This is a genomic window from Rhizobium sp. BK418, assembly GCF_004341105.1.
Classification (GTDB): domain Bacteria; phylum Pseudomonadota; class Alphaproteobacteria; order Rhizobiales; family Rhizobiaceae; genus Rhizobium.
The window spans coordinates 344,147-368,985 of sequence record NZ_SLZK01000001.1; the positions used below are offsets into that span (position 1 = coordinate 344,147).

26 protein-coding genes and 1 tRNA gene are annotated in these 24,839 nt (G+C 58.7%); 26 read left to right on the forward strand and 1 reads right to left on the reverse strand.

What is annotated here, in order from left to right:
• The first annotated feature begins 52 nt into the window (after window positions 1-52).
• The 11 genes from EV281_RS31980 (at window position 53) to rpoC (ending at window position 13,891) form a co-directional block, all read left to right on the forward strand.
• Window positions 53-187 carry a hypothetical protein gene (locus tag EV281_RS31980; protein WP_281026248.1) on the forward strand — a complete coding sequence of 45 codons (135 nt, stop codon included), beginning with the start codon at window positions 53-55 and terminating at the stop codon, window positions 185-187.
• Window positions 188-357: 170 nt separating this feature from the next.
• Window positions 358-1,251 (forward strand): NAD(P)-dependent oxidoreductase, encoded by an 894-nt coding sequence (locus tag EV281_RS01675; protein ID WP_132651228.1) that lies wholly within the window; start codon window positions 358-360, stop codon window positions 1,249-1,251.
• Window positions 1,252-1,467: 216 nt separating this feature from the next.
• A tRNA-Trp gene (locus EV281_RS01680) sits at window positions 1,468-1,543 on the forward strand.
• A gap of 192 nt (window positions 1,544-1,735) precedes the next feature.
• Complete coding sequence (gene secE / locus EV281_RS01685; protein ID WP_112571949.1) at window positions 1,736-1,936, forward strand: preprotein translocase subunit SecE; 201 nt, start codon at window positions 1,736-1,738, stop codon at window positions 1,934-1,936.
• Window positions 1,937-1,953: 17 nt separating this feature from the next.
• Window positions 1,954-2,484 (forward strand): transcription termination/antitermination protein NusG, encoded by a 531-nt coding sequence (gene nusG / locus EV281_RS01690; RefSeq protein WP_007817111.1) that lies wholly within the window; start codon window positions 1,954-1,956, stop codon window positions 2,482-2,484.
• 177 nt (window positions 2,485-2,661) lie between these two features.
• Complete coding sequence (gene rplK / locus EV281_RS01695) at window positions 2,662-3,093, forward strand: 50S ribosomal protein L11 (protein WP_037110089.1); 432 nt, start codon at window positions 2,662-2,664, stop codon at window positions 3,091-3,093.
• Between the two features lie 4 nt (window positions 3,094-3,097).
• Window positions 3,098-3,799, forward strand: coding sequence for a 50S ribosomal protein L1 (gene rplA / locus EV281_RS01700; RefSeq protein WP_132651229.1), 702 nt, complete (start codon window positions 3,098-3,100; stop codon window positions 3,797-3,799).
• A gap of 331 nt (window positions 3,800-4,130) precedes the next feature.
• Window positions 4,131-4,649, forward strand: coding sequence for a 50S ribosomal protein L10 (gene rplJ / locus EV281_RS01705; RefSeq protein WP_132651230.1), 519 nt, complete (start codon window positions 4,131-4,133; stop codon window positions 4,647-4,649).
• A gap of 57 nt (window positions 4,650-4,706) precedes the next feature.
• On the forward strand, window positions 4,707-5,090 hold the full coding sequence (gene rplL, locus EV281_RS01710) for a 50S ribosomal protein L7/L12 (RefSeq protein ID WP_112571942.1): 384 nt from the start codon (window positions 4,707-4,709) through the stop codon (window positions 5,088-5,090).
• Window positions 5,091-5,349: 259 nt separating this feature from the next.
• Window positions 5,350-9,489 carry a DNA-directed RNA polymerase subunit beta gene (gene rpoB, locus EV281_RS01715; RefSeq protein ID WP_132651231.1) on the forward strand — a complete coding sequence of 1,380 codons (4,140 nt, stop codon included), beginning with the start codon at window positions 5,350-5,352 and terminating at the stop codon, window positions 9,487-9,489.
• Between the two features lie 190 nt (window positions 9,490-9,679).
• Window positions 9,680-13,891: a DNA-directed RNA polymerase subunit beta' gene (rpoC, locus tag EV281_RS01720; protein ID WP_132651232.1), complete on the forward strand. Its 4,212-nt coding sequence runs from the start codon at window positions 9,680-9,682 to the stop codon at window positions 13,889-13,891.
• 248 nt (window positions 13,892-14,139) lie between these two features.
• Here the strand turns inward: rpoC and EV281_RS01725 are convergent, their stop codons facing one another.
• Complete coding sequence (locus EV281_RS01725; RefSeq protein WP_132651233.1) at window positions 14,140-14,433, reverse strand: transcriptional regulator; 294 nt, start codon at window positions 14,431-14,433, stop codon at window positions 14,140-14,142.
• A gap of 495 nt (window positions 14,434-14,928) precedes the next feature.
• On the opposite strand from EV281_RS01725, the gene rpsL reads away from it, so the two are divergent.
• The 15 genes from rpsL to rpsQ all read left to right on the forward strand — a co-directional run bounded on the left by rpsL (window position 14,929) and on the right by rpsQ (window position 24,646).
• Window positions 14,929-15,300, forward strand: coding sequence for a 30S ribosomal protein S12 (gene rpsL / locus EV281_RS01730; protein WP_003547537.1), 372 nt, complete (start codon window positions 14,929-14,931; stop codon window positions 15,298-15,300).
• Window positions 15,301-15,406: 106 nt separating this feature from the next.
• Entirely contained in the window at window positions 15,407-15,877 is a 471-nt protein-coding gene (gene rpsG / locus EV281_RS01735; protein ID WP_112571934.1) for a 30S ribosomal protein S7, read from the forward strand.
• A 29-nt stretch (window positions 15,878-15,906) separates the two neighbouring features.
• Entirely contained in the window at window positions 15,907-18,006 is a 2,100-nt protein-coding gene (fusA, locus tag EV281_RS01740; protein WP_132651234.1) for an elongation factor G, read from the forward strand.
• A 66-nt stretch (window positions 18,007-18,072) separates the two neighbouring features.
• Window positions 18,073-19,248 (forward strand): elongation factor Tu, encoded by a 1,176-nt coding sequence (gene tuf / locus EV281_RS01745; RefSeq protein ID WP_112706399.1) that lies wholly within the window; start codon window positions 18,073-18,075, stop codon window positions 19,246-19,248.
• 305 nt (window positions 19,249-19,553) lie between these two features.
• Window positions 19,554-19,862, forward strand: a complete 309-nt coding sequence (rpsJ, locus tag EV281_RS01750; RefSeq protein ID WP_003547547.1) for a 30S ribosomal protein S10 — start codon at window positions 19,554-19,556, stop codon at window positions 19,860-19,862.
• 33 nt (window positions 19,863-19,895) lie between these two features.
• A complete protein-coding gene (rplC, locus tag EV281_RS01755; RefSeq protein ID WP_132651235.1) occupies window positions 19,896-20,537 on the forward strand; it encodes a 50S ribosomal protein L3 in 642 nt (213 codons plus the stop codon).
• Window positions 20,538-20,550: 13 nt separating this feature from the next.
• The gene (rplD, locus tag EV281_RS01760; RefSeq protein ID WP_132651236.1) at window positions 20,551-21,171 is read left to right on the forward strand and encodes a 50S ribosomal protein L4; all 621 of its coding nucleotides are present in this window, start codon (window positions 20,551-20,553) and stop codon (window positions 21,169-21,171) included.
• A complete protein-coding gene (locus tag EV281_RS01765) occupies window positions 21,168-21,461 on the forward strand; it encodes a 50S ribosomal protein L23 (protein ID WP_132651237.1) in 294 nt (97 codons plus the stop codon). Before rplD ends, EV281_RS01765 begins: the two co-directional genes overlap by 4 nt.
• 11 nt (window positions 21,462-21,472) lie before the next feature.
• Window positions 21,473-22,309 carry a 50S ribosomal protein L2 gene (gene rplB / locus EV281_RS01770; RefSeq protein ID WP_132651238.1) on the forward strand — a complete coding sequence of 279 codons (837 nt, stop codon included), beginning with the start codon at window positions 21,473-21,475 and terminating at the stop codon, window positions 22,307-22,309.
• 15 nt (window positions 22,310-22,324) lie between these two features.
• Complete coding sequence (rpsS, locus tag EV281_RS01775; RefSeq protein WP_007531666.1) at window positions 22,325-22,603, forward strand: 30S ribosomal protein S19; 279 nt, start codon at window positions 22,325-22,327, stop codon at window positions 22,601-22,603.
• Between the two features lie 2 nt (window positions 22,604-22,605).
• Window positions 22,606-22,995, forward strand: coding sequence for a 50S ribosomal protein L22 (gene rplV / locus EV281_RS01780; RefSeq protein ID WP_112572307.1), 390 nt, complete (start codon window positions 22,606-22,608; stop codon window positions 22,993-22,995).
• Window positions 22,995-23,729: a 30S ribosomal protein S3 gene (rpsC, locus tag EV281_RS01785; protein ID WP_132651239.1), complete on the forward strand. Its 735-nt coding sequence runs from the start codon at window positions 22,995-22,997 to the stop codon at window positions 23,727-23,729. Before rplV ends, rpsC begins: the two co-directional genes overlap by 1 nt.
• A gap of 38 nt (window positions 23,730-23,767) precedes the next feature.
• Window positions 23,768-24,181 (forward strand): 50S ribosomal protein L16, encoded by a 414-nt coding sequence (gene rplP, locus EV281_RS01790; RefSeq protein ID WP_003573792.1) that lies wholly within the window; start codon window positions 23,768-23,770, stop codon window positions 24,179-24,181.
• A gap of 12 nt (window positions 24,182-24,193) precedes the next feature.
• On the forward strand, window positions 24,194-24,394 hold the full coding sequence (gene rpmC, locus EV281_RS01795; protein WP_007531673.1) for a 50S ribosomal protein L29: 201 nt from the start codon (window positions 24,194-24,196) through the stop codon (window positions 24,392-24,394).
• 12 nt (window positions 24,395-24,406) lie between these two features.
• Window positions 24,407-24,646 carry a 30S ribosomal protein S17 gene (gene rpsQ / locus EV281_RS01800; protein WP_132651240.1) on the forward strand — a complete coding sequence of 80 codons (240 nt, stop codon included), beginning with the start codon at window positions 24,407-24,409 and terminating at the stop codon, window positions 24,644-24,646.
• Window positions 24,647-24,839 lie beyond the last annotated feature (193 nt).

Here is a 24,839-nt window from a genome sequence, read left to right on the forward strand (position 1 = left end):
TTGTGATCCGGCATTTTTGGTTCAGACTCCTTCCTGTAGAAAGGAGAGTAGGATGATTCACAAAGCCACATTCGTTGCGACGATTTTCGCGATGTATGTTTTTACGATGTTTTTCATCGCTGCAATTCCACAGGAAGTAGTTCAGGCAGCTGGCGCGCAGATAGACGAAGTAAGCGTCATTAAGTAACTGCGTAGCAAATCGCCGGGGCGTCCGGCGATGATTGAAATGGCAGGACAGGTGCTTCCGGTGGGAGTGCCTGGCCGGGGTAGGTTTGAACCTGCCGACGAGACGCTCGCTTGCTCTTCACGCGGAAGAGTTTATCTATGCCTCCGATTTCATGACGCGGAGGATATTCCATGAAGAAGCGCATCCTATTCACCGGCGGTTCTGGCAAGGCCGGACGCCACGCCGTGCCGTGGCTCGTCAATGCCGGTTACGAGGTTCACAACGTCGATCTCGTGCCGCTGGAAAGCCCCGGCGTCACCAATCTCATCGCCGACATCACCGATAGCGGCCAGATGTTCAACGCGCTCTCCATGCATCGGGATTTTCCGGATCTGGATGCGGGGAAGGGCGTGCAGCCCTTCGATGCCGTCGTGCATTTCGCTGCGGTGCCGCGCATCCTCATCAGGCCCGACAATGAGACATTCCGCATCAACACGATGGGCACTTACAATGTCATCGAGGCGGCGGTGAAGCTCGGCATCAAGAAGATCATCGTCGCCTCGAGCGAGACTACCTACGGTGTCTGCTTTGCCGAAGGTCACCGGGACTTCCACCAGTTCCCGCTCGAGGAAGATTATGATGTCAACCCGATGGATTCCTACGGTCTCTCCAAGGTTTTGAACGAGAAGACGGCGCGCGCTTTTGCCGAACGTTCGGGTTTTGATATCTACGCTCTGCGCATCGGCAATGTCATCGAGCCGCATGAGTACGAGAAGTTCCCGACCTATTTCGCCAATCCCGAAATGCGCAAGCGCATCGCCTGGAGCTATATCGATGCGCGCGATCTCGGCCAGATCGTCCATCTCTGCATTCAGAAGGATGGGTTGGGTTTCCAGGTTTTCAACGCGGCCAACGACACTGTCTCTGCAAACACGCCATCGAAGGAACTCGCCAAGCGCTTCTTCCCGAACGTGCCTTTCGCCCGCGAGATCGGCGAATATGAAGGCCTGCTGTCTAATAGAAAGATTCGCGAAGTGCTCGGCTTCAAGGAAGAGCACGACTGGCGCAAATACGTGAAAGTTTGAGATTTCACTTGGAAAAGGCGTCGCGACCTGACGCGCTCAATTCGCGTCAGACCGCCAAATGCGCCATTGTTAGCCGCTTCTTCCGATTGCTCGCGGAGAATGGTTCTGAAAATCGAAAATCGCTCTTGCATATCCTGAGCCGCCGTCTTAAAGGGAGCGCCATGCTTTACACGGGGTTGACGGTCGCAAGGCCAAACGGCTGAATGCAAAGCGTAAAGGGGTATAGCTCAGTTGGTAGAGCGGCGGTCTCCAAAACCGCAGGTCGGGGGTTCGAGCCCCTCTGCCCCTGCCATTTTCCTTGAACGGACAGCGCGGACGTGAACGCAGCGTTCCGGCGGGGATTGCGTATATGGCAACAAATTTCGTTAAACGGCGGTTTCCCTCTTGTGTATTCGGAAATCGATGTTTATTTAGGGTTCAACAGACACGCGGTGCGTGGGGCTGATAGTTTCAGCTTTACGCGCCGTAATTGCGTGGGCAGTCGATGGCATCCAAATCCAATCCATTCGCGTTTCTGCAGCAGGTCCGCACGGAGACGTCTAAAGTTACTTGGCCGTCGCGCCGCGAGACCATGATCTCGACGGTCATGGTGCTTGTTATGGTTGTTTTTGCTGCGCTGTTTTTCTTTGCCGCCGACCAGCTCATTGGCTGGGCGCTGAGCTACGTGCTCAATACCGGCAACTGATACGGGTGGAGATGAAAATGGCGGCACGTTGGTACATCGTCCACGCATATTCCAATTTTGAAAAGAAGGTCGCTGAAGACATCGAGAACAAGGCTCGCCAGAAGGGGCTTGAGCATCTGTTCGAAAAGATCCTCGTGCCGACCGAAAAGGTGGTGGAAGTGCGCCGTGGCCGTAAGGTCGATTCCGAGCGCAAGTTCTTCCCGGGCTATGTCATGGTTCGCGCCAACCTGACGGATGAGGCCTATCACCTGATCAAGAATACGCCGAAGGTCACGGGCTTCCTTGGCTCTGACAATAAGCCGGTTCCGATTCCGGATTCTGAAGCCGAGCGCATCCTCGGTCAGGTTCAGGAAGGTGTCGAGCGTCCGAAGGCTTCCGTTACCTTCGAAATCGGCGAGCAGGTTCGCGTTTCCGATGGTCCGTTCGCATCGTTCAATGGCACGGTTCAGGATGTGGACGAAGAGCGTTCCCGCCTGAAAGTGGAAGTGTCGATCTTCGGTCGCGCTACCCCGGTTGAACTGGAATACGCTCAGGTCGAGAAGGTTTGATTTTTCGAGATCGGGCATCGGTAAGTGTTTGCTGATGTCCGGGCGGCAAATGCCGCATCGCGTGGAAGGTGAGGGGTCTTAGCCGGGCCTCAAGGATCCGAACCACGCAACCGCAGCCGCCGGAGCGATCCGGCATCAAGGGCCGGGCGACCGGCCGTCAGTGAAAGGCAGAGAGATATGGCTAAGAAAGTTGCAGGCCAGCTCAAGCTGCAGGTCAAGGCAGGATCGGCAAACCCGTCCCCGCCGATTGGCCCGGCACTTGGTCAGCGTGGCATTAACATCATGGAATTCTGCAAGTCGTTCAACGCGGCTACGCAGGAAATGGAAAAAGGTATGCCGATCCCGGTCGTCATCACCTATTACCAGGACAAGTCCTTCACCTTCGTCATGAAGCAGCCGCCGGTCAGCTACTTCCTGAAGAAGGAAGCCAAGATCCAGTCCGGTTCCAAGACGCCGGGCAAGGGCGCAAAGGCTGGTTCCCTCACCAAGGCTCAGATCAAGACGATCGCCGAAGCCAAGATGAAGGACCTGAACGCAGCAGATATCGAAGGTGCAATGGCGATGATCGAGGGCTCTGCCCGCGCCATGGGCCTGGAAGTGGTGGGTTAAGACCATGGCAGGCAAGCGCACTCAGAAGATCAACGAAGGTGTTGATCCGACCAAGCTCTACGCTCTGACGACCGCCATCGGCATGGTCAAGGAACGTGCCGTCGCGAAGTTCGACGAAACCGTAGAAATTTCGATGAACCTCGGTGTTGACCCGCGTCACGCAGACCAGATGGTCCGCGGCGTCGTCAACCTGCCGAATGGCACCGGCCGTACGGTTCGCGTCGCTGTTTTCGCCCGTGGCGTCAAGGCTGACGAAGCCAAGGCTGCCGGCGCAGACGTCGTTGGCGCAGAAGATCTCGTTGAAATCGTCCAGGGCGGCAAGATCGACTTCGATCGCTGCATCGCGACCCCGGACATGATGCCGCTCGTCGGCCGCCTCGGTAAGGTTCTCGGCCCGCGCGGCATGATGCCGAACCCGAAGGTCGGTACGGTTACGATGGATGTCGCTGGTGCCGTCAAGGCTTCCAAGGGCGGCGCCGTCGAGTTCCGCGTCGAAAAGGCTGGTATCGTTCACGCCGGCATCGGCAAGGCATCCTTCGATGCCAAGGCTCTGGAAGAAAACATCCGCGCCTTCGCTGACGCCGTCATCAAGGCAAAGCCGGCTGGCGCCAAGGGCAACTACGTCAAGCGCGTAGCGCTCTCCTCGACCATGGGTCCGGGCGTCAAGATCGAAGTCGGCTCGGTCACCGCAGCGCCGGCTGCTTAAGTTTCATCGGGCGTCAGTCCGATTGTAAAGAATTCCGGCCTCGTAAGGGGCCGGGATATTCCGGAGAAATCCGGAATCCTGTCCGAGATTGCAGGTGGTTATCCCTTAATCACTTTTGCCTGCATGAGACGGGTAAGACCCGAATTGCATGAAGTTCTGCTTCTAGGAAATCGGTTCGAGCCTTGGATGCCTTGTGTCTTCCTTGCCTTAAGTGGCGCGGAGCGCGAGGGGACAGGATCCTCAAGCGTCGCTTGGGATCGCTTCTGATCCCGGGAGGCAAAAGGCAACCCGGCGGGTCCGTTCAAATGGTCCCGCCAACTGGAGATAGGCAGTGGAAAGAGCGGAAAAACGCGAATTCGTCACGGAACTGAACGAAGTCTTCAAGGCTTCGGGCTCGGTTGTCGTGGCCCACTATGCTGGTGCTACAGTCGCGCAGATGAACGATTTTCGTTCCAAGATGCGCGCTGCTGGCGGCACCGTCAAAGTCGCGAAGAACCGCCTGGCCAAAATTGCCCTTCAGGGTACGGAAGCGGAAGGGATGTCCAATCTCTTCAAGGGTCAGACGCTCATTGCATACAGCGCCGATCCGGTCACCGCTCCGAAGGTCGTCATGGATTTCGCCAAGACCAACGACAAGATCGTGGTTCTCGGCGGCGCCATGGGCACGACAACGCTGAACGCCGAAGGTGTCAAGTCGCTTGCGACCCTGCCTTCGCTGGACGAACTGCGTGCGAAGCTGCTGGGCATGATCCAGACTCCGGCTACCCGCATTGCAGGCGTTGTTGCAGCACCGGCAAGCCAGCTTGCTCGCGTGTTCTCGGCCTACGCCAAGAAGGACGAAGCCGCTTAAGGCGGTTTTTCGCTGTACATACTCAACAGTTCGAACCGAACAAAAGGAACTAGAAAAATGGCTGATCTCGCAAAGATCGTTGAAGACCTCTCCTCGCTGACCGTCCTGGAAGCTGCTGAGCTTTCCAAGCTGCTCGAAGAAAAGTGGGGCGTTTCCGCCGCTGCTCCGGTAGCTGTCGCTGCCGTTGCCGGTGGTGCAGGCGGTGCAGCTGCTCCGGCTGAAGAAGAAAAGACCGAGTTCGACGTCATCCTCACGGATGCCGGCGCCAACAAGATCAACGTCATCAAGGAAGTCCGCGGCATCACCGGTCTCGGCCTCAAGGAAGCCAAGGACCTCGTCGAAGGTGCTCCGAAGGCTGTCAAGGAAGGCGTTTCCAAGGCTGAAGCCGCTGACATCAAGAAGAAGCTTGAAGACGCTGGCGCAAAGGCCGACGTCAAGTAATCTTGAACTGCACTTGGGAGGCGGTATTTACTGCCTCCCATTTGCCGTTTTTCTGAACGAATTACCCAAAAGCCGCGTGAAAACGGCTTTTGGGTAATGGGTTCTTCAAGAGCATGGTCTCGAACCGAGGCGCCAAGGCAATCCGGCCTGGCCGTCTCGGGAGGTGGGACGAGGTTGAACTACTCATTGATTGACGGGGTCGACTGGCCATCGGTTCCCGTCCGTTGCAGGCCCGGATGCAATTTTTGAAGGAGCGACGATGGCTCAGACCCTTTCGTTCAATGGTCGCAGGCGCGTACGCAAGTTTTTTGGTAAAATCCCCGAAGTCGCAGAAATGCCGAACCTCATCGAGGTTCAGAAGGCATCCTACGATCAGTTTCTAATGGTTGAAGAGCCCAAGGGCGGTCGTCCCGACGAGGGCCTTCAGGCTGTTTTCAAGTCCGTTTTCCCGATCACCGATTTCTCCGGCGCTTCCATGCTGGAGTTCGTGTCCTATGAATTCGAACCGCCGAAGTTCGACGTCGACGAATGCCGTCAGCGCGACCTGACCTATGCCGCGCCGCTGAAGGTTACTCTCCGTCTCATCGTGTTCGATATCGATGAGGATACCGGCGCGAAGTCGATCAAGGACATCAAGGAACAGTCCGTCTACATGGGCGACATGCCGCTTATGACGAACAACGGTACGTTCATCGTGAACGGCACTGAGCGCGTGATCGTGTCCCAGATGCACCGTTCGCCGGGCGTCTTTTTCGATCATGACAAGGGCAAGAGTCATTCTTCCGGCAAGCTGCTGTTTGCTGCCCGCGTGATCCCGTATCGCGGTTCCTGGCTCGATATCGAATTCGACGCCAAGGATATCGTCTATGCCCGCATCGACCGCCGTCGTAAGATTCCGGTGACGTCGCTGCTGATGGCCCTCGGCATGGATGGCGAGGAAATCCTCGATACCTTCTACACGAAGTCGCTCTACAAGCGCGACGGCGAAGGCTGGCGCATTCCCTTCAAGCCGGAAACGCTGAAGGGTGCAAAGGCGATCACCGAAATGGTCGACGCCGATACCGGCGAGGTCGTTGTCGAAGCCGGCAAGAAGCTGACCCCGCGTCTGCTCCGCCAGCTCTCCGACAAGGGTCTGAAGGCCCTCAAGGCGACCGACGACGATCTCTACGGCAACTACCTGGCCGAAGACGTCGTCAACTACCAGACGGGTGAGATCTATCTCGAAGCCGGCGATGAAATCGACGAGAAGACGCTGGCTATCATCCTCGCCAACCACTTCGACGAAATCCCGGTTCTCGGCATCGACCACATCAATGTCGGCGCCTACATCCGCAATACGCTCGCAGCAGACAAGAACGAGAACCGCCAGGACGCTCTGTTCGACATCTACCGCGTCATGCGTCCGGGTGAACCGCCGACCATGGAATCGGCCGAAGCCATGTTCAACTCGCTGTTCTTCGATGCGGAGCGTTACGACCTCTCCGCCGTCGGCCGCGTAAAGATGAACATGCGCCTCGACCTCAACGTCGAGGATACCGTTCGCATCCTGCGCAAGGACGACATCCTGGCCGTGGTCAAGATGCTCGTCGAACTGCGCGACGGCAAGGGCGAGATCGACGACATCGACAACCTCGGCAACCGCCGCGTCCGCTCGGTCGGCGAGCTGATGGAGAACCAGTACCGTCTCGGCCTGCTCCGCATGGAGCGTGCGATCAAGGAACGCATGTCCTCGATCGAAATCGACACGGTCATGCCGCAGGACCTGATCAACGCCAAGCCGGCTGCTGCGGCCGTCCGCGAATTCTTTGGCTCCTCGCAGCTGTCGCAGTTCATGGACCAGGTGAACCCGCTGTCGGAAATCACCCACAAGCGCCGTCTCTCGGCTCTTGGCCCGGGTGGTCTGACCCGCGAGCGCGCCGGCTTCGAAGTCCGCGACGTTCATCCGACGCACTACGGCCGTATTTGCCCGATTGAAACGCCGGAAGGCCCGAACATCGGCCTGATCAACTCGCTGGCAACCTTCGCACGCGTCAACAAGTACGGCTTCATCGAAAGCCCGTACCGCCGCATCGTCGATGGCAAAGTGACCAATGACGTGCTTTACCTCTCCGCCATGGAAGAGGCGAAGTACTACGTTGCCCAGGCCAACGCTGAATTGGCTTCGGACGGCTCCTTCGTCGACGAATTTGTCGTCTGCCGTCACGCCGGCGAAGTGATGCTCGCCCCGCGCGACAGCATGAACCTGATGGACGTCTCACCGAAGCAGGTCGTTTCGGTCGCTGCCGCCCTCATCCCGTTCCTGGAAAACGACGACGCCAACCGCGCTCTCATGGGCTCGAACATGCAGCGTCAGGCCGTTCCGCTGCTGCGCGCTGAAGCGCCGTTCGTCGGCACCGGCATGGAACCGGTCGTCGCCCGCGACTCCGGTGCTGCCATCGGTGCACGCCGCGGCGGTGTTGTCGACCAGGTCGATGCGACGCGTATTGTTATCCGCGCCACGGAAGACCTCGAAGCCGGCAAGTCCGGTGTCGATATCTACCGCCTGCAGAAGTTCCAGCGTTCGAACCAGAACACCTGCGTCAACCAGCGTCCGCTGGTCACCGTCGGTGACGTGGTCAACCGCGGCGACATCCTCGCCGACGGTCCGTCCACGGACCTGGGCGACTTGGCTCTCGGCCGCAACGCGCTCGTCGCGTTCATGCCTTGGAACGGCTACAACTACGAAGACTCGATCCTGATGTCGGAACGGATCGTTGCCGATGACGTGTTCACCTCCATCCACATCGAAGAATTCGAAGTGATGGCACGCGACACCAAGCTTGGTCCGGAAGAAATCACGCGCGACATTCCGAACGTTTCGGAAGAAGCGCTGAAGAATCTCGACGAAGCCGGTATTGTCTATATCGGCGCCGAAGTTCAGCCGGGCGATATCCTCGTCGGCAAGATCACGCCGAAGGGCGAAAGCCCGATGACGCCGGAAGAAAAGCTCCTGCGCGCCATTTTCGGTGAAAAGGCATCCGACGTACGCGACACGTCCATGCGCATGCCGCCCGGCACGTACGGCACGATCGTCGAAGTGCGCGTCTTCAACCGCCACGGTGTTGAAAAGGACGAGCGCGCGATGGCAATCGAGCGCGAAGAGATCGAGCGTCTTGCAAAGGACCGCGACGACGAACAGGCGATCCTCGACCGTAACGTCTACGGCCGTCTGATCGACATGCTGCGCGGTCAGACCTCCATTGCCGGCCCGAAGGGCTTCAAGAAGGGCACCGAGCTCTCGAACGCCGTCGTGTCCGAATATCCCCGCTCGCAGTGGTGGATGTTCGCCGTCGAAGACGAAAAGGTCCAGAGCGAACTCGAAGCACTCCGCGGCCAGTACGACGAATCCAAGTCGCGCCTCGAACAGCGCTTCATGGACAAGGTCGAAAAGGTCCAGCGCGGCGACGAAATGCCTCCGGGCGTCATGAAGATGGTCAAGGTCTTCGTCGCTGTTAAGCGCAAGATCCAGCCTGGCGACAAGATGGCAGGCCGTCACGGTAATAAGGGTGTCGTATCGCGCATCGTTCCGGTCGAAGACATGCCGTTCCTCGAAGACGGCACGCATGTCGATATCTGCTTGAACCCGCTCGGCGTGCCTTCTCGCATGAACGTTGGCCAGATCCTCGAGACCCATCTTGCATGGGCTTGCGCAGGCATGGGCAAGAAGATCGGCGAGCTGCTCGAAGAGTATCGCAAGACCATGGACATCACCGACCTGAAGCGCGAGCTGACGGACGTGTATGCTTCCCAGGCCAAGGACGAAGTCGCCAACTTCGATGATGCATCGCTCGTCAAGCTGGCTGAACAGTCCCGCAAGGGCGTCTCTATCGCAACGCCGGTCTTCGACGGTGCGCATGAGCCGGACGTTGCCTCGATGCTGAAGAAGGCAGGTCTGCACGAGTCCGGTCAGTCGGTTCTGTACGACGGCCGTACCGGCGAGCCCTTCGACCGTAAGGTTACTGTCGGCTACATGTATATGATCAAGCTGAACCACCTGGTCGACGACAAGATCCACGCTCGTTCGATCGGCCCATACTCGCTCGTTACCCAGCAGCCGCTGGGCGGCAAGGCACAGTTCGGCGGCCAGCGCTTCGGCGAAATGGAAGTCTGGGCGCTTGAAGCCTACGGCGCAGCTTACACGCTGCAGGAAATGCTGACGGTAAAGTCGGACGACGTGGCCGGCCGCACCAAGGTTTACGAAGCGATCGTCCGTGGCGACGACACCTTCGAGGCTGGTATTCCGGAAAGCTTCAACGTTCTCGTCAAGGAAATGCGCTCGCTGGGTCTCTCGGTCGAGCTCGAAAATTCCAAGGTCGAGGACGTGCAGCCCGCGAGCCAGCTGCCGGACGCTGCCGAATAACCAACTGATAGGGTGTGCGCTCTTTGGAAGAGCGCACACCGTTCCCGCCATGGCCCCGTAACGTGTCGGCCGGGCAGGGAACGCTCCGCCGCATTCTGCGGTTATTGTCGTTTAAGCGATGGCGCGGCTCCCGGGAATTTGCCGCCAACCTCGCAAGCTAAGGGCGCTTTCGCCCATGAAGGAGACAGGCATGAACCAAGAGGTCATGAATCTTTTCAATCCGCAGGTGCCTGCACAGAACTTCGATTCCATCCGGATTTCGATCGCTTCTCCGGAGAAGATTCTTTCCTGGTCTTACGGCGAGATCAAGAAGCCGGAAACCATCAACTACCGTACGTTCAAGCCGGAACGCGACGGTCTCTTCTGCGCGCGCATCTTCGGACCGATCAAGGACTATGAGTGCTTGTGCGGCAAGTACAAGCGCATGAAGTACAAGGGCATCATCTGCGAAAAGTGCGGCGTCGAAGTTACGCTGTCGCGCGTTCGCCGTGAGCGCATGGGCCATATCGAGCTCGCCGCTCCCGTTGCCCACATTTGGTTCCTGAAGTCGCTGCCATCACGCATTTCCACGCTGCTCGACATGACGCTGAAGGATGTCGAGCGCGTCCTCTACTTCGAACATTACATCGTCACTGAGCCGGGTCTCACCGCTCTCAAGGAGCACCAGCTCCTGACGGAAGAAGAGTACATGCTCGCCGTCGACGAATATGGTGAAGACCAGTTCACGGCCATGATCGGTGCGGAAGCCATCTACGAGATGCTGGCATCGATGAATCTCGAAAAGATCGCTGGCGATTTGCGCTCCGAGCTTGCCGACACCACGTCGGATCTCAAGCAGAAGAAGCTGATGAAGCGTCTGAAGATCGTCGAGAACTTCATGGAATCCGGCAATCGTCCGGAATGGATGATCATGAAGGTCGTTCCGGTGATCCCACCGGATCTGCGTCCGCTCGTTCCGCTGGACGGCGGTCGTTTCGCGACGTCTGATCTGAACGATCTCTATCGTCGTGTCATCAACCGTAACAATCGTCTGAAGCGCCTCATCGAACTGCGCGCACCGGGCATCATCATCCGTAACGAAAAGCGCATGCTGCAGGAATCTGTCGATGCGCTCTTCGACAACGGCCGTCGTGGTCGCGTCATCACCGGCGCCAACAAGCGTCCGCTGAAGTCGCTGTCCGACATGCTCAAGGGCAAGCAGGGCCGCTTCCGTCAGAACCTGCTCGGTAAGCGCGTCGATTATTCCGGCCGTTCGGTCATCGTGACCGGTCCGGAACTGAAGCTGCATCAGTGCGGTCTGCCGAAGAAGATGGCGCTCGAGCTCTTCAAGCCGTTTATCTACGCCCGCCTCGACGCCAAGGGTTACTCCTCGACCGTCAAGCAGGCCAAGAAGCTGGTTGAAAAGGAAAAGCCAGAAGTCTGGGATATCCTCGACGAGGTCATCCGCGAGCATCCGGTTCTGCTGAACCGTGCGCCGACGCTGCACCGCCTAGGCATCCAGGCCTTCGAACCCATCCTGGTCGAAGGCAAGGCTATCCAGCTGCACCCGCTCGTCTGCACCGCCTTCAACGCCGACTTCGACGGTGACCAGATGGCCGTTCACGTGCCGCTGTCGCTCGAAGCCCAGCTCGAAGCCCGCGTCCTGATGATGTCGACCAACAACATCCTGCACCCGGCAAACGGCGCGCCGATCATCGTCCCGTCGCAGGACATGGTTCTCGGCCTCTACTACCTCTCGATCGTGAACCAGAACGAGCCGGGCGAAGGCATGGCCTTCTCAGACCTCGGCGAGTTGCATCATGCGCTCGAAAACAAGGTCGTCACGCTGCATACCAAGATCCGCGGCCGCTTCAAGTCGATCGGTGAGGACGGCAAGCCCTACTCGAAGATCTATGAGACGACGCCGGGCCGCCTGCTCATCGGCGAACTTCTGCCGAAGAATGGCAAGGTGACCTTCGACATCTGCAACCAGGAAATGACTAAGAAGAACATTTCCAGGATGATCGACACGGTCTATCGTCACTGCGGCCAGAAGGACACGGTCATCTTCTGCGACCGCATCATGCAGCTCGGTTTCACCCATGCCTGCCGCGCCGGCATTTCGTTCGGCAAGGACGACATGGTCATTCCGGAAACGAAGGCGAAGATCGTTGCCGACACCGAAAACCTGGTGAAGGAATACGAGCAGCAGTACAACGACGGTCTGATCACCCAGGGCGAAAAGTACAACAAGGTCGTTGACGCTTGGGGCAAGGCCACGGAGAAGGTCGCCGAAGACATGATGGCCCGCATTAAGGCCGTCGAGTTCGACGATAAGACTGGTCGCCAGAAGCCGATGAACGCCATCTATATGATGTCGCACTCGGGTGCGCGTGGTTCTCCGAACCAGATGCGTCAGCTGGGCGGTATGCGCGGCCTCATGGCCAAGCCGTCGGGTGAAATCATCGAGACGCCGATCATCTCGAACTTCAAGGAAGGCCTGACCGTCAACGAGTACTTCAACTCGACGCACGGCGCCCGTAAGGGTCTGGCAGACACCGCCTTGAAGACTGCAAACTCCGGTTACCTGACTCGCCGTCTCGTGGACGTCGCGCAGGACTGCATCGTCACGCACATCGATTGCGGTACCGAATCCGGCCTCACCATGACCGCCATCGTCGATGCCGGTCAGGTCGTTGCTTCGCTCGGCGCTCGCATCCTCGGCCGTACGGCTCTCGACAACATCGACCATCCGGTCACCGGCGAACGTATCGTCGATGCCGGCAAGATGATCCTCGAGCCCGATGTCGCCGAGATCGAGAAGGCTGGTATCCAGTCGATCCGCATTCGTTCGGCACTGACCTGCGAAATCCAGACGGGCGTTTGCTCGGTCTGCTACGGCCGCGACCTTGCTCGCGGTACGCCGGTCAACATGGGTGAAGCTGTTGGCGTTATCGCCGCTCAGTCGATCGGCGAACCGGGCACGCAGCTTACCATGCGTACGTTCCACCTTGGTGGTACGGCAACCGTGGTCGACCAGTCATTCCTGGAAGCCTCGTACGAAGGTACGGTGCAGATCAAGAACCGCAACGTATTGCGCAACTCCGAAGGCAGCCTCGTTGCCATGGGCCGCAACATGACCGTCCAGATCCTGGACGAGCGTGGCGTGGAACGCTCTTCGCAGCGTGTCGCCTACGGTTCGAAGCTGCATGTCGACGAAGGCGACAAGGTCAAGCGCGGTCAGCGTCTGGCGGAGTGGGATCCTTACACCCGTCCGATGATGACGGAAGTGGCCGGTACGGTTCAGTTCGAAGACGTCATCGACGGTCTCTCGGTTCTCGAAGCGACCGACGAATCCACTGGCATCACCAAGCGTCAGGTTATCGACTGGCGCTCGACCCCGCGCGGTTCGGATCTGAAGCCGGCAATCGTCATCAAGGATGCCAGCGGCAATGTCGCGAAGCTGTCCCGCGGTGGTGAAGCCCGCTTCCTGCTCTCGGTCGATGCGATCCTCTCCGTCGAGCCGGGCCAGAAGGTCTCGCAGGGTGACGTTCTTGCCCGTTCTCCGCTGGAAAGCGCCAAGACCAAGGACATCACCGGTGGTCTGCCGCGCGTCGCAGAGCTGTTCGAAGCCCGTCGTCCGAAGGACCATGCCATCATCGCTGAGATCGATGGTACGATCCGCCTCGGTCGCGACTATAAGAACAAGCGCCGCGTCATCATCGAGCCGGCAGAAGACGGTGTCGAGCCTGTCGAGTACCTGATCCCGAAGGGCAAGCCCTTCCATCTTCAGGACGGCGACTATATCGAAAAGGGTGATTACATCCTCGACGGTAACCCGGCTCCGCACGACATCCTGGCGATCAAGGGCGTGGAAGCATTGGCTTCCTACCTCGTCAACGAAATCCAGGAAGTCTATCGTCTCCAGGGCGTTGTCATCAACGACAAGCACATCGAAGTGATTGTCCGTCAGATGCTGCAGAAGGTGGAAATCACCGATGCAGGCGACTCGACTTATATCGTCGGCGACAATGTCGACCGCATCGAACTGGAAGACGTCAACGACCAGCTCATCGAGGAAGGCAAGAAGCCTGCCCGTGGCGAGCCGGTTCTGCTCGGCATCACCAAGGCATCGCTGCAGACCCCGTCCTTCATCTCGGCCGCTTCCTTCCAGGAAACGACCAAGGTGCTGACGGAAGCTGCGATCGCCGGCAAGACCGACGGCCTGCAGGGCCTGAAGGAAAACGTCATCGTTGGCCGCCTGATCCCGGCCGGTACCGGTGGCACCATGACCCAGATCCGCCGCATCGCGACGGCTCGCGACGACCTAATCCTGGAAGAGCGCCGCAAGGGCTCGGGTGCAGGCGCCGCAACCCCGATGTTGCAGGATATGGCAAACGAAAACGCCCCGGCTGCCGAATAACAGGCAGCCCTGCATTTCGACATACGAAGCCGTCCGGAGAAATCCGGGCGGCTTTTCCTTATCCGGGAATGTCACTGAGAGTGGGACGTCAGGCAGTTGTGTGGCATGGCCCCAATGGTGGTCGGGACGAAATAGCCGAGGCAGATGAAGGGCTCGCCGCCCTCATTGATGTCGACCAGAATGGAGGGGTGAGGGCAGGAGGGCGAGGCCCCGCGCCGGTGCGCAGGCCCCCTTCTTTATATACAGGCTTAACTGAAGCGGATGATCGAGACTTCGCCTTCGAGTGCACCCTGATAGGCTGAGGCATGCGGTTCTTCGGAGGGCACTTCGGTCAGCATGCCGATCTGGTCGAGATCGGCTTCGATGAAGCCCTCTTCGGCGAGTGCGTTCAAGGCCTCGCGCACAGCGCTGTCATCATCGGGGGCCTTCAACATGACGTGCAGATCCACACCCTCGCTCGTATCGGATTCGTAGCCTTTACCGATGATGATGAAGATCATCGGCCCGTCGAAATTGTTATCGTTATCCGGTGTCCCGATCATCCTATTGTCCTTCGGCTCTCTGAGAATCGCACTATGCAGAATCCATATAGGGGCTTGATATCTGCAGTCACCGATTCCTATCTGTTTTTGCCGCAATGCCCAAGTTTATCTTGCCGGGCGGCCTCAATCCAACTAGAGAGCCTCGAAACAACGCGTTTCCAGGGCTTCTGGCGCCTTGGTGCCGGAGATTATTTCTTAACCGGCCTTGACGAGCAGGGCGGAAACCAGTAGTACGCCCGCCATCGGATCCCATGTGAGGTTTGGCTGTTCGGGGCGACGCGCCCTGAAGATCGCCTCAAACAAGGTTCTAAACGCACGTTGAAGTCATGATGCTGCACGCATGACGCACCTTTTGCGTCCTCTGCTCTATGTGGTCCATCTGCGGAAGCGGATCGGGCCATATTTTGCGCATTGAGGGAAAATATGTGTGGCAATGCCGGAAACGGCGAAGTTCGAGCCCGCAAGGGTACTGAGACAAACGTAAGGGATGGTTGAATGCCTACCGTAAACCAGCTGATCCGCAAGCCTCGTCAGGCGAACGTAAAGCGTAATAAGGTTCCCGCTCTCCAGGAGAACCCGCAGAAGCGCGGTGTTTGCACCCGCGTTTATACCACGACGCCGAAAAAGCCGAACTCGGCTCTGCGTAAGGTCGCAAAGATCCGCCTGACCAATGGCTTCGAAGTCATTGGTTACATTCCCGGCGAAGGTCATAACCTTCAGGAACACTCCGTCGTTATGATCCGTGGCGGCCGCGTCAAGGACCTTCCGGGTGTCCGTTACCACATCATCCGCGGCGTTCTCGATACCCAGGGTGTCAAGAACCGCAAGCAGCGCCGTTCCAAGTACGGTGCGAAGCGTCCGAAGTAATTTCGCCCCGGGCGATACCGCCCGGATAGGCTTGAACGTGAAATCCCGGCGCTGCGCGAGGTCCTCCGCGTGGTAGAGCGCCTTAACAGTTGAAGAGACGAGAAGTATGTCCCGACGTCATAAAGCAGAAAAGCGCGAGATCAATCCGGACCCGAAGTTCGGTGACCTCGTTGTTACGAAGTTCATGAATGCCATCATGCTGGACGGCAAGAAGTCTGTCGCTGAAAGCATCGTATACGGCGCATTTGACTCCGTGCAGAACAAGTCGAAGCAGGAACCGCTGACGGTTTTCCATTCCGCGCTCGACAACATTGCTCCGCACGTAGAAGTCCGTTCGCGCCGCGTCGGTGGTGCGACCTATCAGGTTCCGGTCGACGTTCGTCCGGAGCGCCGTCAGGCTCTTGCTATTCGCTGGCTGATCGCTGCCGCTCGCAAGCGCAATGAAACCACCATGATCGATCGTCTTTCGGGCGAACTTCTCGACGCATCCAACAATCGCGGTTCCGCGGTTAAGAAGCGCGAAGACACGCACAAGATGGCAGACGCCAACCGCGCGTTCTCGCATTATCGCTGGTAATCCCGAACGATATCGAAAGGCAGTCCATTATGGCTCGCGAATATAAGATCGAAGACTACCGCAATTTCGGTATCATGGCGCACATCGACGCCGGCAAGACCACGACGACCGAGCGTATCCTTTACTACACCGGCAAGTCGCACAAGATCGGTGAAGTCCACGATGGCGCAGCCACGATGGACTGGATGGAGCAGGAGCAGGAACGCGGCATCACGATTACGTCCGCTGCGACCACGACCTTCTGGAAGGGCCGTGACGGCAAGACCCGCCGCTTCAACATCATCGACACCCCCGGCCACGTCGACTTCACCATCGAAGTCGAGCGTTCGCTGCGCGTTCTCGACGGCGCCATCGCGTTGCTCGATGCCAACGCTGGTGTTGAGCCGCAGACCGAAACCGTCTGGCGCCAGGCTGAGAAGTATCATGTTCCGCGCATGATCTTCTGCAACAAGATGGACAAGACCGGTGCGGACTTCTACCGCTCTGTCGAAATGATCAAGACCCGTCTCGGCGCCACCGCCGTCGTCATGCAGCTGCCGATCGGCGCTGAAAGCGACTTCAAGGGCGTTGTCGATCTGGTCGAGATGAACGCTCTGATCTGGCGCGACGAATCTCTCGGCGCCCAGTGGGACGTCGTTGAGATCCCGGACGACCTGAAGGCCAAGGCTGAAGAATATCGCGAAAAGCTGATCGAGACGGTTGTCGAAATCGATGAAGCTGCGATGGAAGCCTACCTCGAAGGTGTCATGCCGGACAACGACAAGATCCGCGAACTCGTTCGTCGCGGCACGATCGACGTCAAGTTCCATCCGATGTTCTGCGGCACCGCCTTCAAGAACAAGGGCGTTCAGCCGCTGCTCGACGCCGTTGTCGACTACCTGCCATCGCCGCTCGACATTCCCGCGATCAAGGGCATCGACTTCAAGACCGAAGCCGAAATCGAGCGTCATGCAGATGACTCCGAGCCGCTCTCCATGCTCGCGTTCAAGATCATGAACGACCCCTTCGTCGGTTCGCTGACCTTCGCCCGCATCTATTCGGGCAAGCTCGAAAAGGGCGTTTCCGTTCTGAACACTGTCAAGGACAAGCGTGAGCGTGTCGGCCGCATGCTGCAGATGCACTCCAACTCGCGTGAAGATATCGAAGAAGCCTTTGCAGGCGACATCGTTGCTCTCGCAGGCCTCAAGGAAACCACTACGGGTGACACGCTGTGCGACCCGCTGAAGCCGGTTATCCTCGAGCGCATGGAGTTCCCGGAGCCGGTCATCCAGATCGCTATCGAGCCGAAGTCCAAGGGCGACCAGGAAAAGATGGGCCTCGCGCTCAACCGCTTGGCAGCCGAAGATCCGTCCTTCCGCGTGAAGACGGACCAGGAATCAGGTCAGACGATCATCGCCGGCATGGGCGAACTGCATCTCGACATCATCGTCGACCGCATGCGTCGTGAGTTCAAGGTTGAAGCAAACGTCGGTGCGCCGCAGGTTGCTTACCGCGAAACCATCACGCGCCAGACCGAAGAAGACTACACGCACAAGAAGCAGACCGGCGGTACCGGCCAGTTCGCGCGCGTCAAGATCATCTTCGAACCGAACCCGGATGGCGAAGATTTCAAGTTCGAATCCAAGATCGTCGGTGGTGCTGTTCCGAAGGAATACATCCCGGGCGTTCAGAAGGGTATCGAAAGCGTTCTGTCCTCCGGTCCGCTGGCTGGCTTCCCGATGCTCGGCGTCAAGGCGACGCTCGTCGACGGCGCCTTCCACGACGTTGACTCGTCGGTCCTGGCGTTCGAAATCGCAGCCCGCGCTTGCTTCCGTGAAGCGGCAAAGAAGGCCGGCGCTCAGCTCCTCGAGCCGATGATGAAGGTCGAAGTCGTCACCCCGGAAGATTACGTCGGTGACGTTATCGGCGACCTGAACTCGCGCCGTGGTCAGATCCAGGGTCAGGAACAGCGCGGCATCGCGATCGTCATCAGCGCCAACGTTCCGCTGGCGAACATGTTCAAGTACGTCGATAACCTGCGCTCCATGTCGCAGGGCCGCGCACAGTACACGATGACCTTCGACCACTACGCGCCGGTCCCGTCGAACGTCGCGACCGAAATCCAGGCAAAGTATTCCGGTCAGAAGTGACCGGAATACCAATTGACCGACAACAAGAATTAGCGCCCCTCGGGGCCAAAGAATGGAGAGCCGAAAATGGCAAAGAGTAAGTTTGAGCGCAACAAGCCGCACGTCAACATTGGCACGATCGGCCACGTTGACCACGGCAAGACGTCTCTGACGGCAGCGATCACGAAGTACTTCGGTGAATTCAAGGCGTATGACCAGATCGACGCAGCGCCGGAAGAAAAGGCACGCGGCATCACCATTTCGACGGCTCACGTCGAGTATGAGACGGCCAACCGTCACTATGCGCACGTCGACTGCCCCGGCCACGCTGACTATGTGAAGAACATGATCACGGGTGCGGCGCAGATGGACGGCGCGATCCTGGTTTGCTCGGCTGCTGACGGCCCGATGCCGCAGACGCGCGAGCACATCCTGCTTGCCCGCCAGGTTGGCGTTCCGGCGATTGTCGTGTTCCTCAACAAGGTCGACCAGGTTGACGACGCCGAACTGCTCGAGCTCGTCGAACTGGAAGTTCGCGAACTCCTGTCGTCCTACGACTTCCCGGGCGACGACATCCCGGTCGTCAAGGGTTCGGCCCTTGCAGCTCTTGAAGACAGCGACAAGAAGATCGGCGAAGACGCGATCCGCGAGCTGATGGCTCAGGTTGACGCCTACATCCCGACGCCTGAGCGTCCGATCGACCAGCCGTTCCTGATGCCGATCGAAGACGTGTTCTCGATCTCCGGCCGTGGTACGGTTGTGACGGGCCGTGTCGAGCGTGGCATCATCAAGGTTGGTGAAGAAGTCGAGATCGTCGGCATCCGTCCGACGTCGAAGACGACGGTGACCGGCGTTGAAATGTTCCGCAAGCTGCTCGACCAGGGCCAGGCTGGCGACAACATCGGTGCTCTGGTTCGCGGTGTGAACCGTGACGGCGTCGAGCGTGGCCAGATTCTGTGCAAGCCGGGCTCTGTCAAGCCGCACAAGAAGTTCAAGGCCGAAGCCTATATCCTGACGAAGGAAGAAGGCGGCCGTCATACGCCGTTCTTCACGAACTACCGTCCGCAGTTCTACTTCCGCACGACGGACGTCACCGGCATCGTGACGCTTCCGGAAGGCACGGAAATGGTCATGCCTGGCGACAACGTCACGGTTGACGTCGAGCTGATCGTTCCGATCGCGATGGAAGAAAAGCTTCGCTTCGCCATCCGCGAAGGCGGCCGCACCGTCGGTGCAGGCATCGTCGCTGCTATCGTCGAATAATTCCTTCGGCTGCTCCGGCGGGCAGCCGATTCGATGACATTATTATGATGCAAGCGGCGCAAGCCGCTTGCTTATTACACAGAAATGTTGCAAATGGCGCGCGAGCGCGATTTGCGTACCGCTTTGGATAACGAGGCGGCGACTACAACAACCAATAAGGTGGGCTAAAAGGCCCTGAAGACTGGATAGGGACGCCGCTGTCGGCGCCCTCTCGATCTTTGAAACCGGTGGTCCGCCTTAGGAAGAAAGAACAACCCGTGTCTTGTTGAGAGACATGAGGAAAACAAACACAAGGATAACGTCGAATGAACGGCCAAAATATCCGCATTCGCCTGAAGGCGTTCGATCACCGGATTCTCGATGCTTCCACGCGCGAGATCGTGTCGACGGCGAAGCGCACCGGTGCAAGCGTCCGGGGCCCCGTTCCGCTTCCGACCCGCATCGAGAAGTTTACGGTCAACCGGTCCCCGCACATCGACAAGAAGAGCCGCGAACAGTTCGAGATGCGCACGCATAAGCGCCTGCTCGACATCGTAGACCCGACCCCGCAGACGGTAGACGCGCTGATGAAGCTCGATCTCGCCGCCGGTGTCGATGTTGAGATCAAGCTCTGAGCTTGCTCGAGCTGAGTTGGAAGGATTGAACCGATGCGTTCAGGTGTGATTGCACAGAAGGTGGGAATGACCCGCGTCTACAACGACGCCGGCGAGCATGTCCCGGTAACGGTACTGCGTTTGGATGGCTGCCAGGTCGTAGCCCAGCGCACCGTAGAAAAGAATGGCTATACCGCGCTTCAGCTCGGTGCTGGCCAGGCCAAGGTAAAGAACACGTCCAAGGCCATGCGCGGCAACTTCGCCGTCGCAAACGTTGAGCCGAAGGCCAAGCTGCAGGAATTCCGTGTTTCGGAAGACAACCTGCTCGACATTGGCACTGAGCTCAAGGCTGGTCACTTTGCTGCTGGTCAGCTCGTCGATGTCACCGGCACGACGATCGGTAAGGGCTTTGCCGGCGCCATGAAGCGCCACGGCTTCGGCGGTCTGCGCGCCACGCACGGTGTGTCTGTTTCGCACCGCTCGCATGGTTCGACGGGTTCGCGCCAGGATCCGGGCAAGGTTTTCAAGAACAAGAAGATGGCTGGTCACATGGGCCAGACGCGCGTGACGACGCAGAACCTTGAAGTGGTTTCGACCGACGAAGATCGCGGTCTGATCCTGATCAAGGGTGCAGTACCCGGTTCCAAGGGTGCCTGGATCATCGTGCGCGACGCCGTCAAGTCGGCAGCGAAGTAAGGGAGCCAGACCAATGGAATTGAACGTCAAGACCCTCGAGGGAAAAGACGCTGGGAAGGTTTCCCTTTCTGATGCGATTTTCGGTCTCGAGCCCCGCGAAGACATCCTTGCCCGCGTAGTTCGCTGGCAGCTTGCGAAGAAGCAGCAGGGCACGCACCAGGCAAAGGGCCGCGCGGACGTTTCGCGCACCGGCGCCAAGATGTACAAGCAGAAGGGTACGGGCCGCGCTCGTCACCATTCGGCTCGCGCTCCGCAGTTCCGCGGCGGTGGTAAGGCCCACGGCCCGGTCGCTCGCAGCCACGAGCACGACCTTCCGAAGAAGGTTCGCGCACTCGGCCTGCGCCACGCGCTTTCTGCCAAGATCAAGGCTGACGAACTGATCATCATCGATGATCTCGTCGCCAAGGAAGCAAAGACCAAGGCTCTCGCCGGCGTATTCGCGTCGCTGGGCCTGACCAACGCCCTCTTCATTGGCGGCGCCGAGCTCGACGGCAACTTCAAGCTCGCGGCCCAGAACATCCCGAACGTGGATGTTCTGCCGATCCAGGGCATCAACGTTTACGACATCGTCCGCCGCGGCAAGCTCGTGCTTTCCAAGGCTGCCGTTGAAGCGCTAGAGGAGCGATTCAAGTGACCGATCTTCGCCACTACGATGTGATCGTTTCTCCTGCGATCACCGAAAAGTCCACGCTGGTATCGGAAAACAACCAGGTTGTTTTCAATGTCGCCAAGAAGGCGACGAAGCCGGAAATCAAGGCTGCAGTCGAGGCGCTCTTCGGCGTCAAGGTCACGGCCGTCAACACCCTGCTGCGCAAGGGCAAGACCCGTCGTTTCCGCGGTTTTGTCGGCAAGCAGCAGGACGTGAAGAAGGCTGTCGTGACGTTGGCTGAAGGCCAGTCGATCGACGTCTCCACCGGTCTCTGAGGAATAAAAAGATGGCATTGAAAACTTTCAATCCGACGACCCCGAGCCAGCGTCAGCTGGTCATCGTTGATCGCTCCTCGCTCTACAAGGGCAAGCCGGTTAAGGCACTGACCGAAGGTCTGACCAAGAGCGGCGGCCGTAACAACCTCGGCCGCATCACTGCCCGCTTCATCGGCGGCGGTCACAAGCGCAGCTACCGTCTGGTCGACTTCAAGCGTCGCAAGTTCGACGTTGAAGGCACGGTCGAGCGTATCGAATACGACCCGAACCGTACGGCATTCATCGCGCTCATCAGCTATGCCGATGGCGAGCAGGCCTACATCATTGCTCCGCAGCGTCTTGCTGCCGGCGACAAGGTCATCGCTTCCGACAAGGCTGTCGACGTCAAGCCTGGCAACACGATGCCGCTGCAGTACATTCCGGTCGGCTCCATCATCCATAACGTGGAAATGAAGCCGGGCAAGGGTGGCCAGATCGCTCGCTCCGCCGGTTCCTACGCACAGCTCGTCGGCCGTGACGCAGGTATGGCTATCCTTCGCCTGAACTCTGGCGAACAGCGCCTCGTGAATGGCATCTGCCTTGCTTCAATCGGTGCCGTTTCCAACCCCGATCATGCCAACATCAACGACGGCAAGGCCGGTCGTACCGTTTGGCGCGGCAAGCGTCCGCACAACCGCGGTGTCGTCATGAACCCTGTCGACCACCCGCACGGTGGTGGTGAAGGCCGTACCTCTGGTGGTCGCCATCCGGTGACCCCTTGGGGCAAGCCGACCAAGGGCAAGCGCACCCGGTCGAACAAGTCGACCGACAAGTTCATTATGCGTTCGCGTCATCAGCGCAAGAAGTAAGAGAGGAAGTCCTCAATGGCTCGTTCAGTATGGAAAGGTCCGTTTGTTGACGGCTATCTTCTCAAGAAGGCTGAGAAGGTTCGTGAAGGCGGACGTGCAGAAGTAATCAAGATCTGGAGCCGTCGCTCCACGATCCTGCCGCAGTTCGTCGGTCTCACCTTCGGCGTCTACAACGGCAGCAAGCATGTTCCGGTCAGCGTCAACGAAGACATGGTCGGCCACAAATTCGGTGAATTCTCTCCGACCCGTACCTACTACGGTCACGGCGCGGACAAGAAGGCAAAGAGGAAGTAACAATGGGCAAGGCAAAAGCCGAACGCCGGCTGAAGGACAACGAGGCGCAAGCAGTCGCCCGTACGCTCCGCGTCAGCCCACAGAAGCTCAACCTGGTTGCCGCGGCTATCCGCGGCAAGAAGGTCGATCGTGCACTCGCCGAGCTGGAATTCTCCCGCAAGCGCATCGCAGGCGCCGTCAAGAAGACGCTCGAATCTGCGATCGCCAACGCCGAGAACAACCATGACCTCGACGTCGACGCCCTCGTCGTCGCCGAAGCCTATGTCGGCAAGTCGATCGTCATGAAGCGCTTCCACGCTCGCGGCCGCGGCCGCGCATCGCGTATCGAACGTCCGTTCGCTCACCTGACGATCGTCGTTCGTGAAGTGCAGGCACAAGAGGAGGCCGCATAATGGGTCAGAAAATCAATCCGATTGGTTTCCGTCTTGGCATCAACCGTACCTGGGATAGCCGCTGGTTTGCGGACAATGCCGAGTACGGCCAGCTCCTGCACGAAGACCTGAAGATGCGTAAGTTCATCATGAGCGAACTGAAGCAGGCTGGTATCGCAAAGGTGGTCATCGAACGTCCGCACAAGAAGTGCCGCGTCACGATCCACTCGGCCCGTCCGGGCCTGATCATTGGCCGTAAGGGCGCCGACATCGACAAGCTCCGCAAGAAGCTGTCGGAAATGACGAACTCCGAAACGCACCTCAACATCGTTGAAGTGCGCAAGCCGGAAATCGACGCAACGCTCGTTGCTCAGTCGATCGCCCAGCAGCTCGAGCGCCGCGTGGCTTTCCGCCGCGCCATGAAGCGCGCCGTTCAGTCTGCGATGCGTCTTGGCGCCGAAGGCATCAAGATCACCTGCGCCGGCCGTCTCGGCGGTGCAGAAATCGCTCGTACGGAATGGTACCGCGAAGGCCGCGTTCCGCTGCACACCCTGCGCGCTGACATCGACTACGGTACGGCTGAAGCCGAAACCGCATTCGGTATCTGCGGCATCAAGGTCTGGATCTTCAAGGGCGAAATCCTTGAGCACGATCCGATGGCTTCCGAACGCCGCGCGCTGGAAGGCGACGCACAGGGCCCGGCAAGCCGCGAACGCGACCGTGGCGATCGTCGCCGCGAACGCGACAACGCGTAATTAGCGCTGGCGAAAGATAAGCTCGGAGAAGTTAGAAAATGTTGCAGCCAAAGCGTACTAAGTATCGCAAGCAGTTCAAGGGCCGCATCAAGGGCGTAGCCAAGGGCGGTTCTGACCTGGCCTTCGGCGAATTCGGCCTGAAGGCTCAGGAGCCGAACCGCGTTAACGCACGTGAGATCGAAGCGGCCCGCCGCGCGATCACGCGTTACATGAAGCGCGCCGGCCGTGTTTGGATCCGCGTGTTCCCGGACGTACCGGTAACCGCAAAGCCTACCGAAGTCCGTATGGGTAAGGGTAAGGGTTCCGTGGAATACTGGGCATGCAAGGTCAAGCCCGGTCGTATGATGTTCGAGATCGACGGTGTCTCCGAGGAAATCGCGCGTGAAGCGCTCCGCCTCGGCTCGGCCAAGCTCTCGGTCAAGACGCGCTTCGTTCAGCGCATCGCAGAGTAAGGAGAAGGCACGATGAAAGCCGAAGAAGTACGCGGCCTCACGGCCGACCAGCTCAAGGACAAGCTTGCTGACCTGAAGAAGGAGCAGTTCAACCTGCGCTTCCAGAAGGCAACCGGCCAGCTGGAAAAGTCCTCGCGCATCAACGAAGTCCGCAAGGACATCGCACGCGTCAAAACCATTGCCCGCCAGAAGGCGGCAGAAGCAAAGGCTTAAAGGAAGAAAAACATGCCGAAGCGCATTCTGCAGGGCGTCGTGGTTGGTGACAAGAACGAGAAGACTGTCGTAGTTCGTGTTGAGCGTCGTTTCGCTCATCCGCTGCTGCAGAAGACCGTTCGTCGCTCCAAGAAGTACAAGGCTCACGACGAAAACAACCAGTACAAGATCGGCGATATCGTCTCCATCGAGGAGTGCGCACCGATCTCCAAGGACAAGCGCTGGACGGTCGTTTCCGCCCAGGTGAAGTAAGAATTTCGCGCGAGGCCTTGCGTCTCGCGGAAATTTCTGTATGAAGCAGCGTCGGAACGCTCGAATGCCGGGCGTTCTTTTGCTTTGAGCGCACGGAAGGTCCCGTTTGGGAAACCACCCTGGCAACGATCTACCCCGCGCTATTCAAGCTATTGCCGTGTTTTCGCTGTCCTTGTGACGAGCGGCCGGCAGA